The sequence below is a fragment of the Maribacter sp. genome (assembly GCF_039968975.1).
Classification (GTDB): domain Bacteria; phylum Bacteroidota; class Bacteroidia; order Flavobacteriales; family Flavobacteriaceae; genus Maribacter.
On sequence record NZ_JBDVOT010000190.1, the window covers coordinates 1 to 14,930 of the forward strand.

Consider the following 14,930-nt stretch of genomic DNA (forward strand, 5'->3'; position numbering starts at 1 on the left):
AAATGTTATTAAAAACGGAATTCCTGTTGCTATAGTTGGCGAACCTAATGTTGGAAAATCTACTCTTTTGAACGCCTTTTTAAATGAAGAGCGCGCTCTAGTTTCAGACATTGCAGGAACAACCCGTGATACCATTGAAGATGAAATCTCAATTGGAGGTATAGGTTTCAGATTTATAGATACGGCGGGAATTCGTGAAACAGAAGATGTTGTAGAAGGCATGGGTATTAAACGAACCTTTGAAAAAATAGAACAAGCCCAGGTCGTTTTACTTTTAGTTGATGGATCAAAGCTTTTAGCTGATGATAAGAAACTAAAAAATATAGTAATCGATTTTGAGAAAATAAAAAATCAGAATCCATTAAAACCTCTAGTTCTATTGGTCAATAAAGCAGATACCCTTTCTGAGGATGATAAAAATAAAATAGGCACCTATTTAGATGATGTAAAATACCTATCTGCAAAAACAGGAGAAGGTGTTGAAGAATTACAGAATAGCCTGTTAGAATTTGTAAATACCGGAGCATTACGTAATAACGAAACCATTGTTACTAATACTCGTCATTACAACTCTTTGTTGAAAGCATTGGAAGAAATTGAAAAAGTACAGTTTGGAATGAAAGCAGAACTTTCAAGTGATTTAATGGCGATTGATGTCAAAGAAGCTCTTTATCATTTGGGCGAAATCACAGGGCAGGTTACGAATGATGAGTTGTTAGGGAATATTTTTGCTAATTTTTGTATCGGGAAGTAAATAGGTAAACGAATATACCACCAACATCCCACCAAAGTCTAATTGTCAATAACTTACATTAAATTGTTTTGATTTTCGTTTCTTTTGACATGATGTTTATACTACTTTAGTTGATGCTCAAGTGTATCTTTAATTATAAATAATATGAGAAGATGCAAAAATGTGTATCTACCATGAAAATTATACTACGAAAGAAGAAACTTAAAAATAATAAAGAAAGTCTTTATATAGAATTTTACAATGGCTCGGTTATAACTCCAGAAGGGAAACGAAAGTTCTTAAGAACTTTCGAGTATCTCGATTTATACTTAGATAATTCATCTAATTCAGCTAGCATAAAACAAAGAAATAAAGAAACGCTTCTTCTAGCTGAAAATATTCTATCTATACGCCAAGCTGAACATATTCAAGGTAAATATCAAATTAAAAATACACGAAAAAAGAAAACCAATTTTCTTGAATATTACCATAAAATCAAGGAAGATAAATATCAAAGTAAAGGTAATTATGATAATTGGGATGCTGCCGGCTTACACTTAGAGGCTTATTGTCCAATAAATTTATCATTTGAAGAAATAGACGAGAGTTTCGTAAAAGGTTATAAAAAATATCTTGATGTAAAAGCAAGAACTAAATCGGGCACACCCCTATCTCAAAACACTAAATACACTTATTTCAACAAGTTCAGAGCTTGCTTAAGACTAGCATTTGAGGATAAGTACTTAGATATCGATTTAAAGAAATCTGTAAAATCCTTTGATCAAGGAGAGTCTCAGCGTGAATATCTTACATTTTCAGAACTGACCAAAATGGCCAATACAAAATGTAAATATCCTGTGTTAAAAAATGCTTTTATAGTTAGTTGTTTAACTTCTCTCAGGTGGAGCGATATAGACAAAATGAAATGGTCAGAAGTTCGCGATGAAGATAACGGAGCAAGAATAATTTTTAGACAAAAAAAAACGGACGGTCTTGAATACTTAGATATTTCAGACCAGGCACGCTCACTTATGGGCGAACGTAGAGGCGAAAGCGAAAAAGTATTTCAAGGTCTGAAATATGGTGCGCACTTTAATGCTGAAATACTTCGCTGGTGCATGCGAGCAGGTATTACGAAACACATAACTTTTCATAGTGCCAGACACACTAATGCGGTATTACTTCTTGAAAATGGAGCAGATATATACACGGTATCAAAGCGACTTGGCCATAAGGAGCTTCGAACCACCGAAATCTACGCCAAGATTATCGACAAGAAGATGAAAGAAGCTGCAGAAATAATCCCAAAACTTAGTATTAAAATTTAAGCTATGGAAAAAGAATTTTGCGAAGTAGACTTCAATCATCTAAAGAACATATTAATCAAAGACTGTTCTGTAATACAATTTTCAAATTCTCAGGAAAATGAGTTGAAAACTAAAATTGCCCTATCCTTGAATCAAAAAAAAACAAATTTTTTTGAAAAAGTTCTTTCTGACAACAAGGTTTTAGATTTATACGAAAATCTGACGAACAACTATCCCCACATAAAAAATACACCAGCTTATTTAAATAATGAACTCCTTCAGTTGTTATATGAAATTATTTTCAAAAGCTTTAAGCAAATAGCCTGGTATATTCCCGAAAAGAGTCTGACAACTAATATTTGGCATGAAGAAAAAACTCATTTTATTAATTACAGTATTGACTATATCTTAAACATAACTACAATTAAGGCATATGCTTTAAATGGAGCTTTTCATTTTCAAAATCTTAACAATAGTTTAGAAAAAATAATCTTTACTCAATTCTTATTTTTTTTAAAAGCGAAAAATAACATTATACAACAAATTGACTTGGTTCTTTTTAGAATAGAGCTAATGAAAAAAATAGAAACCGATATAGCTTTCAATTACTTAAAGCCCTTTGTCGCTGAAATAATAAAATTAGAAGAAGATTTTCATCTACTATCAGAAGATTCAATAAGCCATCTCATAAAACCAAAATATGATAAAGTAAAGATGAAAGAGTTTATATTTAGTTACCTAAAGAAACCTTCTCAAGTGGATATAATTTATCTATTAGAATCAAAGTCAGGTAAAATCACTAAGCCTTTTTATCCCAAAACATTTAATCATTTAGCTCATATATTATACTTACTCGAAAAGAATAATATAATTACTGAACAAGTAAGGAAAAACCTTGTTTCTGAAAATAAGATTTTGAAAGCTAGCGGAAATCGAGCAATCATATCTGACATTCAAACTGTATTTTCAAAACTCAAAATGGACTATGAACTATTAGACCAATTTCATGGTGATATAACAAGACTCAATTCCGATAATAGTCTACTTAACAACGAAAAACACAAGCAAATTGACAAACTATTCAATTCTATTTTAAGTTTTTAAACTTATGACTATCAGTATTTTAAAAAATATTTTATTTCTATTTTTCTATTTTTACAACTTCTACTTTATGTTCTGACTTTCTTTGACCTCAGTTAACGAAAAGAATCAAAGCGCTTTGTTCATTTAATTCATAAAAATTAAAAAATGGACATTAATTTATTAATAGACAGACTAGATAATATTGAAAAACTCCTTGTAGGCACTAAAGCAGTTTTAACAATTGAGGAATGTTGTACTTATACCGGCTACAAGATTTCTTATTTACGCAAATTAACTTCAGCAAATGTTATTCCCTATAGTAAGCCAAATGGCAAAGCGATTTTCTTTGACCGATTAAAATTGGATGCTTGGCTTCTAAGAAATCATCATAAATCTAAAACAGAGATTGATGATGAAGCTAATGCATACGCCTTACGTAACTCCAATTAAAAAATGGAAGAAGATAAGAGGCAATTTACGGGAATTTGGATACCTAGAGTTATTTATCTGAATACGGAATTAAATTGGCCCGCTAAAATATTGGTTCTGGAAATTCACAGTTTCACCGCTAATGGACAAGAATGTTTTATGTCAAATGAATATATATCAAGTTTTCTGAAAATTTCGATTAGGCAGGTCTCTCGATTAATTAGCCAATTAAAAGAACTTGGCTGGATAGAGGAATATGCATTTGATGGTAGAAAACGATACCTAAGAAGTTGTCTAATAACCGATTTCAATCGTGTCCATACAGCACAGACAAAAATGTCTAACCTGCCTAGACAAAAATGTCTAGGCAGCCATGACAATAATGGCGTACATATAAAACCAATTAACAAACCAGATTATTTTATTAAAGAAACAAAAGAAAAATTGAAGAAAAAGAACAGTAGAAAACCTTTAAAATGAATCTAAAAAAAAAAAAAAAATGAATCGTTTGATATCAACCAAAGAGGGAATACAAAAACTATTTATAAGTCGTACAGTAAGTAGAGAAAAAAAATCCAAAATGATAAAGCCTTTAGATTTAGCCTATTTTAAAAAAATTTTTTACCAAGAAGCCAAATCATTATACGCTGAAAGAAGAAAAAAATTTGAAGTAGATTCAGAAAACAAACGATTTCTTGAATTATTCTGTCAATATTTTACCGGAGACGAGTCATTTGAAAACCAAGATGGAGCTAATTTGGACAAAGGGCTATTTATTTATGGAAATCCTGGAAGTGGAAAGACTACCAGCTTGAAAATTCTACAAAGAATTGCAATAAAATATAATCTATCTCAAATTTGGCTTCCAATGATTCAAACTAGTGAAGTTGTTCAAAAGTATAATATCAATAAGAATAAAGAATATATTATCGAATATTACTCAAAAGGCAATTTTATATTTGATGATTTAGGCGCAGAAATACATGCCAACAATGTTTTTGTTTTTGGAAAAGAAGACATTTTTATTAGAATAATTGAAGCTCGATATAATAATTTTATTGAAAGAGGAATAAAAACACATATCACCAGTAATTTAACTATTGATGAAATAAATCAACGCTATGGTCCACGCGTAGCTGATCGATTTTATGAAATGTTTAATCTACTTCCATTATACAAAAGTGGTGATAGCAGACGCTAACTCAAAGAACTAAAATTTTCTTTTTTAGCCAGCGAATAAATCCAAATAAAATAGTTTGTAAATATTTTGAGCGAATAAATTGGCAAGATGTGTTTTACGGTCCCTCAAAATTCAGAAACCATAAAACTTCTTGCCGCTTGTAGCGGAGTAAAATCATTCTCTCAAAACTCGATTATGATAAAAATGAAACAAAAGAAAACTATATTAGGAACAAGGAAACTTAATAGAAATGACAAACTAAAACCTGTGTCAATTTATCTAAACGAACATGAAATTGCAACGGGGAATTATGGACAAGCTGAAGGGAGTTCTTCGTTAAACTATTTAAAATCAATAATTAAAAAATGAATAAATATATTCTATGCACAAACAGTAAAGGAGGCGTTGGCAAGTCTACATTATCACTAAACTTAGCGATTACCCTTAGTGAAGAATTTAAGGTAGCGGTGATAGATTTGGACCACCAGGGTAGCCTAATTCTGTTGAAAAATCAATATACAAAGTTCAATATCACCAATGAACAATATCTTTTATATCCAAATCAAGAGTATGATATTATTATAATAGATTGCCCTCCATACCTGCAGAAAGACCTGCCTAAATTAATTCGACTTGCTGATTTGATCATTATACCTACCAGAGCCGGCATATTAGATGTCTTAGCCATGAGTGGCACCGTGCATTTAATTGAAAAGGAAAAAATGAAGCATAAGTCATTAATTGTCCTCAACATGATTAAGCATAACACTACACTTACTGAAGAAGTATTGAATTTTATGGTTGCTCACAAGATTAAAATAGCAAAAACAAGACTTAGCGACTTGGTCTCATTCACTAGGTCAGTTGCTCTAAAAGGAGTTTTTAACGACAAAAAAGCTCAAAGACAAATAGACAATCTCACACTAGAAGTAAAGAACTTATTGAATTGAATCTACAATTGTAGTTTACTATAATTATAGATTTCTATAAAACTACATTTATATGAAAAATAATAATTCCATCCACGACTCTATAACTCGTGCTCAACAAGAAACAATTGATTATAAAATACAGGAGATCAAACCTGTAAAAGAAAGCATTAATAAAGATATGGTTCAATGCAATTTTAATATACATCCTGTTCTCAAAAACCGATTAAAACTTAGAGCTATACAGGAAGGAGTAGGTTACAAAGAGATAATTACCACACTACTAGAAGAATATTTACAGTAAGTTGTCACTAACGCAGTTTGCTCTACGCCTCCCCTAATATTCTGTTTATATCTTTATACAAGCTTTGTATTTTCTGAATGGTTTCAATTGGATATTCATATGTATAAGAAATCCTTTTTATATTCTCAATTGCTAACGTATCCTCTAGGTATGAGTATTTTTCTGTAAAATATTCAAAAGGTTTTGGACCAATAGTTTTACCAGTAATATCCCAAGATCCATCAAGAAATAGATTCTCGGTAAAAGCAATTTTGTTTTTGAATCTAGAAATTCGATGCTTTAACTTTTCCTCAAAAGCTTTGATTACAACTTCTTCACTTAAAATATTATTGACTAAAAACCCCTCAAACACCCCAATTACTCCCAATTGCACACAGTTAACTACCAAATCCTCATCTTCTGTGTAATAGAGTAAATCAACTATTGTTTTTGCTGTTTTCATATGTTTCTAAACCTTTCATTAAAGCCATAGTAAAAATATAATATTATTATAAAGTACTATTATGATAATGTACTAATAGCATATTATGATAAAATAATAATATTATAAAAATGCAATTAAATCATTGATAGTAGATTTAGATCAATTAGCGACACCTAACTTATCTATTTAATAATCTTAAACTGATTGAAGAAGAATTGGTTAAATTTGAAATAGAATTTAAATCAATACTATAAGGAACATAGAAGAAACATAAAATACAAAAGCGATTAGCTTTTGATTTGGTTAGGAAAATCGCCAGTTTTTTTAATTCGCCGTAATCAAGACTAAGACGCCCATGTTCTGCGTGGGCTGTTCTTGTTTGGCGAATGGGTGTCTGGCGATACCTCCTTACCTACAAGTTCGGTTCCACGCTTTTTTTATGGAAAATAATCATTTAGATATCATAATAAAATCAAAGTCTTTGACCATCATTGATAATCAAATCATTAATGACTATTGGCTAATTAAGAATGGCAAGTTTAGTAACAAACCTTCAGAAATAGCAAAAAAATTCTCCTTGACAATCCTAGATGTATCTTACATTGCCCGTGAACATTCTCATCTCATTTTAAAAATAAAATGTACAAGTTGTAAAACTGCATATGAATTTATAGCATCGTCTCAAACAAGAGCCAATTTATATCTCAGTTCTTCTTGGGAGTGTAAGAATTGCCTAGATAAAAAAGAAGTCTTAAGAATTGAGAATTTAGAGCATGCTAAGGAGCAAATAGTAAAAAGAAGAAATTGGAAGTTTAATTACGCTATTGAACATAAATTAATAGAGAATTTTACAAGAGCTGAACTGTATTACTTGCTTAAAATGATAAAAGCTCCAAACGCCCACCAATTAATTACTCGCTTAAAGCAACTAAATAACAAAGAGTATTGGAGAATACTTTTTAAAGCAAATGAGTTTTGGTTGATAGACTTAACCTATAACTATGACAACAGTATTAAAAAATTTTATTTACCAGAAAATATAGAAACACGAATAAAGGATTATTTAGATACTACCAGAAAATCTCCACCAATAAATGAATATGTAAAACCCGTTCATACATCAATAGAATTTGAGATGCAAAAAAACACTCAACCACAAACAATTGATAATCTTTTTAATGGCATAGTTTTATTGGATAGAGATGTTACATTTAAAGCTGGTGTAGGTTATTCTTACAGTGTTAAACGTATGGAGAATGGTAATGCATACTTATCCATTATCCCATCTGACAATATATTAAAAGTCATCAATATTAATACTTCTAACGAACCAAAACACATTTCAGATATTATTAAAGAGCTTTAGTTACTTTAAACATCTGCTGTCAAAATTAAAATATATAAACTTAGAATAAATTCATTATGGATGTCTCACTTAAATCTATAGACCCACGCTTAGATCGAATCGAAAAATTATTAGAACAGGTAGTTCCTCAAACAACTAAGAAAGACAACAATAAAAAAAGAGTGTCTAAAAACCACTGGTTATCTGATAAAGAAATACGTGCCCTATAATAAAACAGGTTTTTAATAAAAAACAATAGTTTTACAATATTATACTTTTATCAAAGGCAAAACTCAAATATAAATCTAGGCATAGCAGAGAATATAAAAACTTAGAATTATTTTTGCATATATATCAATAGCGTTTTAAAAATCAAGAAATAGAACGCATATAAAACATCATTTTTATTTCAGGGCAACAGCTTATATTTTAAATATTTTTGTTGATATATATTGTATAGTAATAATGAAACACTGTTGGCTACAACACAAAATAATCTTAATTTTTAAAAAAATATTTTTTGAGTAAATGATTAAAATTAGAAGTAAAAAAATCGAAGGAATTATTGATGAAATTATTGATCAATACGTCTATGCTGACACTTCTGACAGACCCTGGATTATTGGATTTAGTGGAGGAAAAGACTCAACCGTGTTACTAACTTTAGTTTGGATTGCATTACAGAGAATTCGAAAAGAAATGCCATTTCCCTTTCAATTAAAAAGGAAAGTATATGTGGTTTGTAACGATACAATGGTCGAAAATCCTATTATAGCAAATTACGTGGAAGATGTACTTGCTATTATAAGTGAAGCGGCAAGAGATCAAGATTTACCAATTTTTGTTCAAAAAACTACACCTAAGCTAGAGGAGAGTTTTTGGGTTAATGTTATAGGCAAAGGATATCCAGTTCCAAATAATGCATTTAGATGGTGTACCGATAAACTAAAAATTAGACCAACATCAAGTTTTTTACTAGAGCAAATTGACGAAAAAGGAGAGGCTATTGTTTTACTAGGCACTAGATACGAAGAAAGCGCTACAAGAGAGCGCTCTATGAAAAAACATGAAGTCACTGGCAGCAGATTATCTAGACATCAAACCACCACCAATACATACGTATACTCACCTATTAAAGATATGTTTTTAGAAGAGGTTTGGTATGTCATTAATACGGTGCAATCACCTTGGGGATTTGATAACTCTATTCTATTTAAAATATATGCAGATGCAAGTGCCGATGATTATGAATGCCCAACGGTTGTTGTTAACAAGGAGCATAGCTCATGTGGTCAAAGCCGTTTTGGTTGCTGGACTTGTACTGTAGTGAAAACTGATAAGTCAATGACAGCATTGGTTGACAAAGGTCAAAATTGGATGCAACCATTACTGGATTTTCGTAATAGATTAGTAGAGAACCGTAATTTATCAGAAAATAGATCAAATACTCGTAGAAATGGAAAAGAAGCTGTTAGAGAAGATGGAAGCTTTAACGGAAATTACAATGATGAATATAGATATAAAATTTTAAAGGATTTATTAGAAGTTCAGAAGAAAGTTCAAAAGGAAAGACCTTACGTTACTTTAATTAACAATCAAGAATTAATAGCAATACAAGTTATTTGGAATAGAGATGGTTTTTTTGACAACACAGTTGGTAAACTTTATAAAGAAATCTTCAATAAAGATATCAACACCAATAACATTAAGTCTCTTGATGATACTGAACGAAGAATACTTAGAGATGTTTGTAAGGATGATAAAGGTTATTATGATTTAATTGATAATTTAATTTCTTTACAAGAAACTAAAACATTGATGATTTCTAAATATGGATTGCATAATGATGTAGAAAAGAGAATTGAAAACTTCGTAAATCCTTCAAAAAAATGAAAATAAATAGAATAAAATTTGAGAATTTTAGAATCTATAAAGGGATTAACGAAATTACATTTTCTCCAAAATCTGATAAAAATATTAGCATTGTTGCCGGTAAAAATGGTTTTGGAAAAACCACTTTTTTAACTTCTTTAATTTGGGTGTTTTATGGAAAAATGATGAGCGAAGTGGAAGATAAATATCGTAAAGATATTAAGACTTCTGGAGGCTATGATAAATTTCTAAAGACTTTATTAAATCGTGATGTAAAATCTAATAGTGCTAATGAAAGTGATGCATCTTTTTCTATTGAAGTTGAACTTACAGATATCTTAATACCTTCAATACCTTGTAAATCTGTTGTTTTAAAAAGATCTTATGATATACATACAGAGAAAGAAGATTTACGGATTTTAATTGACGGATTGGAAAATGAATTAACCAAAGAAGTTGGTTACGAAGTTTTTATTAATGATTTCATTCTACCTAGAGAGATTGCTAAATTTTTCTTTTTTGATGCAGAAAAGATTGTTTCTTTAGCAGAAGCACAATCCAAGGCTGAGTTAAGAAATTTGAGTAAAGCTTATTCTGAAGTATTAGGTATTAAAAAGTATGAAGACCTAAAAAGGAATTTAGAAACGCTTTTGACAAAACTTAGAAGAAGTGGAGCTTCTCCTAAACAACAAACAAAATTAGTAGAGCTTGTTGATCAAGAGAAGGAATTAAAGGGTTTAATAGAAATCAATACAGATAAGATTGCTATCATTGAAAAAGAGATTTTAAGCCATAAAATAAATAGCGACAACCTTCAAGAAAAATTAATTAGAGAAGGAAATGGTATCACTTTAGAGGAACTTCAGGAAATGAAAGCTGAACGAGATTCCCTAAAAGAAAAATCTGCCGAAATTAAAAACAACCTTAAAAAATTACTAGGAATTGCTCCGTTAGTTATTGCAGGTAAAAAATTAGCTGTATTAAATAAACAATTAATTCACGAGCACAACACACGATCTAGCACTATTAATAAAGATGTATTACTTGAAGAGCTTACTGTTTTTTCAAAATCCATTTTAGAGAAATTAAATTTACTGGACTTAGATGGAGATTCTAAATCTAAAGTCGAAAAGGCTTTAAAAGTAACCTTGACTGAAAAAGAGGATAATATTGTAGATAAGAAAAAAGGAAAAATACTTTTAGATTTTACCAATGAACAGTATAGAAGTTTTGAGGCTGTATATAGCAACATAAAAGGTGCTTTCTCCAGTCAATTTAATACTGTAATACAAGACGTTAAGAATAATCGAATTGCGTTATCTAGAGTACAACAAAGTATTCGACAAGCCGAAGCTAGAAAAGATAATCATCTCGCGTCTAAATTACGTGATGAAAAAGTTATTATCGATAATAAAGTTGAAAGCTTAATACAAGATAAAATTAAGCTAATTGAAGAGTTAGGTGGGTTAAAAACAAATTTAGCTTCAAACAGCAAGGTCTTATCTGAATATGAGAAAAACTTTAAACTCATTAATACTGATCAAAAGAAATTTGAGGTTACAGAAAAGCTATTGCAAAAAATAACTGTCATTATTAAAAAGATCAAGGAGGATAAAAAGTATTCTTTGCAGAAATCGATTCTACTTGGTTTAAATAAAATTATGCATAAAAAAGATTTCATCTATGATGTTCGTGTAAATGTTTTAGATGATGTTATGGATATTGATTTATTAGACAAAAACGGCGATGTAATGGATAAAAATTCTCTTTCTAAAGGAGAGCAGCAATTATATGCAACAGCACTGTTAAAAGCATTAGTAGATGAGTCTGGCATAAAGTTTCCTGTATTTATTGATAGTCCTCTACAGAAATTTGATAAATACCATTCTAAGAACATTATTAAAGAGTTTTATCCGGCAATTTCAGATCAAGTGGTTTTATTTCCATTACTAGAAAAAGAGTTATCTGAATTGGAATATGAGTATTTAAAACCCAACGTGAACAAAGTTTTTGTTATAGAAAATAGCAACGACGGTTCTAGCTTTAAAAAATACCCTGTAGACAAATTATTTCACCATTTAAAACAAGAAGCAGATGTTTACTCAAATTAGTACTACAAAAGAAAATAAGGAAATTGTTTCTCAGTTAACACGTACTTTGGGCCTAGGTACAGAAAATGTAATTGCTAGAATAGCATTGGCTTATTCTTTATCTAAAGACAGAACATTAGAGTTAAGTAATATTGGTAACTCTACAGGTAAAGGGTATTCTAAGTCTGTACTCTTTGGGGAATATTACGATTATTATTTAGGCTTAATATGTGTTCATTATAATTTATATAAAACAGATAAAGACTTACCTAAGTATATTAAAATGCATATTGATGATGGTCTTCAATTATTAAATGAAGAAATTAATGAACGATCTAATATTGATGGATTTGATTTTCTGGTTGAGAAGATTGAAAGTGGTTTACAAATGATAATATAATAGATGATGAATAAACTCCTTAGCGAAAACCAAGCTGCATTAAAACTTGGTATAACAAAAGAACTTTTATATTCTTATGTTAGAGCAGGAGTTAAAGGTCGTAAGTTAAAAGTTATTTCAGGTAAACGAGAAATTAAGTTTAAAGAATTTGATTTAGATGAGTTTGAAAGTTTTTTAAAAGAAAAATGGGTGAAAGACCCTAAAGAAAAAAGACCTACCATTCCTAAGTTTATTAAAGAATTTCTTAAAGTAGAATCAAATGGACAATGTGCTAGATGTACCTCTGGGCATCGAATGGATGATGCTCATATTATTCCTTGGTCAGATTCATTTTCACATTTTCATCATAATTTAATAAGACTTTGCACCGATTGTCACATCAAGTATGATGACGGAATTATCCCAAGAGATGAAATTATTAAAATAAAAGAGAACTTAACAGATAAATTAAAAAGAACTCTATTATCTGAAGAGGATTTAACGGTTGATTCTTTGCGAACTCTTCCAAATCCTGAATTAAGCTTTATTGGTAGAGAAGATTATATAAAGAAAATACATTCTGCAATTAACGAAGAGAAATTTATTGTTCTTTCAGGCATTGGAGGAATTGGTAAAACTGAGTTGTTAATAGAGTCGTTAAAAGGATACAAGCATCAAGTAAAATGGTTTAAAACAGAAAAATTTAATTTACTTCAAGATTTAATATTTGAAATTTTAAATGAGTTTAATGTAAGCTCAATTTCCAATTTATTTAGTGTTTTAGATGAAAGTGATTTAATTCTGGTTTTAGATGGATTAGAGAGCTTATTAATAGGTGATAGAGATGAAACATTAAACTTTTTAGAAAGTTTAATACGTTACACTTCTAAAGTTAAGTTTATGATAACCTCTCAAATTAACGTGGATGCATTATCATTTAAAGTCAAAACAATAAGGTTGAATGGCTTGTCAGAAGATGAGACAAAATTGTTTTTAGAAAATACTTTACCAGATTTTGATATTACAAATTTAAATTGGATTACTAAATTTTCAAATGGTCATATTCTAACTATAAAATTATTAGCTGGTTTAACTTCTTTTTATAGAGATCCTCATAAGGTAAAAGAGAAGCTAGAAGAGAAAGGTGTTGAACTAATCAATTCTCCTTTAAGAAAAGTACAAAATGCTAAGTCTTCATTAAACCTATCTTTAAAATTATGTTATGAAACCCTTAATTTATCTGAACAATCCATACTAGCTCTTTTAACAAATTTTCCAGTTGGGTGTAAGAGTTTTAGTCTCGAAATATTTGCAAAAGACTTTCTTATAGATGATGTATATATTGATGATGTTGATTTCATTATAGCAAGACTAAATCAGTTTAACCTAATTGAGATCGAATATGACTTATTAAATGAAACTAGAATTGTGTTGCTAAATCCTATCAGACAGTTTATTCAGTCAGAGAGTAGATTAAAATCAATAAAGGTTTGGCATCAATTAAAAATAGAAGCATTTAGCTTTTTGATGCATGAAGCATTTTTTATTTACAAACAAAATGTTCTAACTGAAAATTGGGATTTTGCAATGTTAAGGTATGATGTTGAATTACCAAATTATATAAATGCAATTAAAAACTCTATTCACTCAGCATATTGTAAAGACTGTTTAAAGTATTCTGATGAAAAAGATTATTTGAGAATTATTACAGGTTTTGCTGGTTCTTTATATAAATATTTATTTACTAGAGGACATTATCAATATGGATTAAAAATTAATGAAGAGGGAGCTAAAGCTCATATGAAACTGGGAGAATATGATTTAGCTATTGAAGACTTCACTATGCTCGCACAACTTTATTATAAAAATGACGACATAGAAAATGCTAAAAAGAGTCTGGAACAGATGAAGTTTTGTAATTCAAAATTAAAGGACGACTCAAAATCAATTCATCTGTATTTAATAGAAGGAGAGTTAATAATGAAAAACGAACCAGATAAATCTATATCATTATTTACAAAAGGCTTAGACTTGTTATCAAAATCAAAAGAATCAGATTATAAAAAATCTAATACAGCTATTTTTAATGCTGAGATAGGAAGAGTTTATGAAAACCATCTTACAGATTATGAAAAGGCTTTAAAGTATTACAAAATAGCTTCAAATATTTATTCTGAACTAAAAGATTACTCGAATCAATTCTCTTGTATCCATCATATTGCTAATTGCTACGCTTTTACAGGGCAACCTAATCTAGCATTAAATAATTATAAAGAATCTTTACTTGGCTTTATAAATACTGGTCAAAAAGAATATATAGGTAATTCTCTTTCGGAAATTGGTAGGTTAAGAGTTGATTATCCTAAAATGTGTTTTGATTTTATAAATGAGCATATTATTAAATGTGGATTAAATGATCTAAAAGAAGAAATTGAACTTAGATTAAAATTAAATCCCAACACCGAACAGTATAATTTAAGTGCTGGATTATTTAGGAAACAAATCTATAAACTTTGGAATATAATTAAATTAATAAGTTTTACAGATTATTTGCATTTGACATATGACTGGGCTAATGAGGTACTAATAAAAGTAAAAAAAGATGAAGTTATTATGTATTCATATCCTTGGTTCTTTTTAAATATTACCAAAATAATAGCCTCAACCAACAAAGAAAATCTATTAGATGCTGACATCCAGTCTATTAAAAGTTATTGTTATTTACACGGAGGAGAAGTTGAGCACGAAATATATGACCCATTCAAGTGGTTAGCTTTGTGGTTAGAATTTAAGGGAATAGAAAACACAACTAGAGGAAGGCTTTTTTCAGAAGTTGAGAATTTGGATTAAATATT

16 protein-coding genes are annotated in these 14,930 nt (G+C 29.6%); 15 read left to right on the plus strand and 1 reads right to left on the minus strand.

Annotated elements, in window-relative coordinates:
- The 9 genes from ABJI11_RS12935 to ABJI11_RS12975 all read left to right on the plus strand — a co-directional run.
- Positions 1–754, plus strand: a 754-nt coding sequence (locus ABJI11_RS12935; protein WP_348352909.1) for a GTPase, incomplete at its 5' end; no start/stop codon positions are given.
- Between the two features lie 173 nt (positions 755–927).
- Complete coding sequence (locus ABJI11_RS12940) at positions 928–2,061, plus strand: site-specific integrase (RefSeq protein WP_348352912.1); 1,134 nt, start codon at positions 928–930, stop codon at positions 2,059–2,061.
- Positions 2,062–2,064: 3 nt separating this feature from the next.
- Positions 2,065–3,144, plus strand: a complete 1,080-nt coding sequence (locus ABJI11_RS12945; protein WP_348352915.1) for a hypothetical protein — start codon at positions 2,065–2,067, stop codon at positions 3,142–3,144.
- A gap of 144 nt (positions 3,145–3,288) precedes the next feature.
- Entirely contained in the window at positions 3,289–3,573 is a 285-nt protein-coding gene (locus tag ABJI11_RS12950) for a helix-turn-helix domain-containing protein (protein ID WP_348352918.1), read from the plus strand.
- Between the two features lie 3 nt (positions 3,574–3,576).
- A complete protein-coding gene (locus tag ABJI11_RS12955) occupies positions 3,577–4,032 on the plus strand; it encodes a helix-turn-helix domain-containing protein (protein ID WP_348352921.1) in 456 nt (151 codons plus the stop codon).
- A gap of 19 nt (positions 4,033–4,051) precedes the next feature.
- On the plus strand, positions 4,052–4,753 hold the full coding sequence (locus ABJI11_RS12960; RefSeq protein ID WP_348352924.1) for a hypothetical protein: 702 nt from the start codon (positions 4,052–4,054) through the stop codon (positions 4,751–4,753).
- 87 nt (positions 4,754–4,840) lie between these two features.
- A complete protein-coding gene (locus tag ABJI11_RS12965; protein ID WP_348352927.1) occupies positions 4,841–5,101 on the plus strand; it encodes a hypothetical protein in 261 nt (86 codons plus the stop codon).
- Positions 5,098–5,682 (plus strand): ParA family protein, encoded by a 585-nt coding sequence (locus tag ABJI11_RS12970; RefSeq protein WP_348352930.1) that lies wholly within the window; start codon positions 5,098–5,100, stop codon positions 5,680–5,682. The genes ABJI11_RS12965 and ABJI11_RS12970 overlap by 4 nt, the downstream gene beginning before the upstream one ends.
- A 52-nt stretch (positions 5,683–5,734) precedes the next feature.
- Positions 5,735–5,965 (plus strand): hypothetical protein, encoded by a 231-nt coding sequence (locus ABJI11_RS12975; RefSeq protein ID WP_348352933.1) that lies wholly within the window; start codon positions 5,735–5,737, stop codon positions 5,963–5,965.
- 22 nt (positions 5,966–5,987) lie between these two features.
- On the opposite strand, the gene ABJI11_RS12980 is transcribed toward ABJI11_RS12975, so the two are convergent.
- Entirely contained in the window at positions 5,988–6,407 is a 420-nt protein-coding gene (locus ABJI11_RS12980) for a hypothetical protein (RefSeq protein WP_348352936.1), read from the minus strand.
- Between the two features lie 421 nt (positions 6,408–6,828).
- Between ABJI11_RS12980 and ABJI11_RS12985 the strand changes: the two genes are divergently transcribed.
- The 6 genes from ABJI11_RS12985 (at position 6,829) to ABJI11_RS13010 (ending at position 14,925) form a co-directional block, all read left to right on the plus strand.
- Entirely contained in the window at positions 6,829–7,755 is a 927-nt protein-coding gene (locus tag ABJI11_RS12985) for a hypothetical protein (protein WP_348352939.1), read from the plus strand.
- Between the two features lie 56 nt (positions 7,756–7,811).
- Positions 7,812–7,964: a hypothetical protein gene (locus ABJI11_RS12990; RefSeq protein ID WP_348352942.1), complete on the plus strand. Its 153-nt coding sequence runs from the start codon at positions 7,812–7,814 to the stop codon at positions 7,962–7,964.
- A 298-nt stretch (positions 7,965–8,262) separates the two neighbouring features.
- Complete coding sequence (gene dndC, locus ABJI11_RS12995) at positions 8,263–9,627, plus strand: DNA phosphorothioation system sulfurtransferase DndC (RefSeq protein WP_348352945.1); 1,365 nt, start codon at positions 8,263–8,265, stop codon at positions 9,625–9,627.
- On the plus strand, positions 9,624–11,717 hold the full coding sequence (gene dndD, locus ABJI11_RS13000; protein ID WP_348352948.1) for a DNA sulfur modification protein DndD: 2,094 nt from the start codon (positions 9,624–9,626) through the stop codon (positions 11,715–11,717). Before dndC ends, dndD begins: the two co-directional genes overlap by 4 nt.
- Positions 11,701–12,096: a DndE family protein gene (locus ABJI11_RS13005; RefSeq protein WP_348352951.1), complete on the plus strand. Its 396-nt coding sequence runs from the start codon at positions 11,701–11,703 to the stop codon at positions 12,094–12,096. Before dndD ends, ABJI11_RS13005 begins: the two co-directional genes overlap by 17 nt.
- 3 nt (positions 12,097–12,099) lie before the next feature.
- Positions 12,100–14,925 carry a tetratricopeptide repeat protein gene (locus ABJI11_RS13010; protein ID WP_348352954.1) on the plus strand — a complete coding sequence of 942 codons (2,826 nt, stop codon included), beginning with the start codon at positions 12,100–12,102 and terminating at the stop codon, positions 14,923–14,925.
- The last annotated feature ends 5 nt before the right edge of the window (positions 14,926–14,930 follow it).

Coding starts and splice junctions, on each gene's coding strand:
- ABJI11_RS12945 (WP_348352915.1), top strand. CDS start 2,065: ATGGAAAAAGAATTTTGCGAAGTAGACTTCAATCATCTAAAGAACATA.
- ABJI11_RS12950 (WP_348352918.1), top strand. CDS start 3,289: ATGGACATTAATTTATTAATAGACAGACTAGATAATATTGAAAAACTC.
- dndC (WP_348352945.1), top strand. CDS start 8,263: ATGATTAAAATTAGAAGTAAAAAAATCGAAGGAATTATTGATGAAATT.
- ABJI11_RS12990 (WP_348352942.1), top strand. CDS start 7,812: ATGGATGTCTCACTTAAATCTATAGACCCACGCTTAGATCGAATCGAA.
- ABJI11_RS13010 (WP_348352954.1), top strand. CDS start 12,100: ATGATGAATAAACTCCTTAGCGAAAACCAAGCTGCATTAAAACTTGGT.
- ABJI11_RS12940 (WP_348352912.1), top strand. CDS start 928: ATGAAAATTATACTACGAAAGAAGAAACTTAAAAATAATAAAGAAAGT.
- ABJI11_RS12975 (WP_348352933.1), top strand. CDS start 5,735: ATGAAAAATAATAATTCCATCCACGACTCTATAACTCGTGCTCAACAA.
- ABJI11_RS12980 (WP_348352936.1), bottom strand. CDS start 6,407: ATGAAAACAGCAAAAACAATAGTTGATTTACTCTATTACACAGAAGAT.
- dndD (WP_348352948.1), top strand. CDS start 9,624: ATGAAAATAAATAGAATAAAATTTGAGAATTTTAGAATCTATAAAGGG.
- ABJI11_RS12965 (WP_348352927.1), top strand. CDS start 4,841: ATGTGTTTTACGGTCCCTCAAAATTCAGAAACCATAAAACTTCTTGCC.
- ABJI11_RS12985 (WP_348352939.1), top strand. CDS start 6,829: ATGGAAAATAATCATTTAGATATCATAATAAAATCAAAGTCTTTGACC.
- ABJI11_RS12970 (WP_348352930.1), top strand. CDS start 5,098: ATGAATAAATATATTCTATGCACAAACAGTAAAGGAGGCGTTGGCAAG.
- ABJI11_RS12960 (WP_348352924.1), top strand. CDS start 4,052: ATGAATCGTTTGATATCAACCAAAGAGGGAATACAAAAACTATTTATA.
- ABJI11_RS12955 (WP_348352921.1), top strand. CDS start 3,577: ATGGAAGAAGATAAGAGGCAATTTACGGGAATTTGGATACCTAGAGTT.
- ABJI11_RS13005 (WP_348352951.1), top strand. CDS start 11,701: ATGTTTACTCAAATTAGTACTACAAAAGAAAATAAGGAAATTGTTTCT.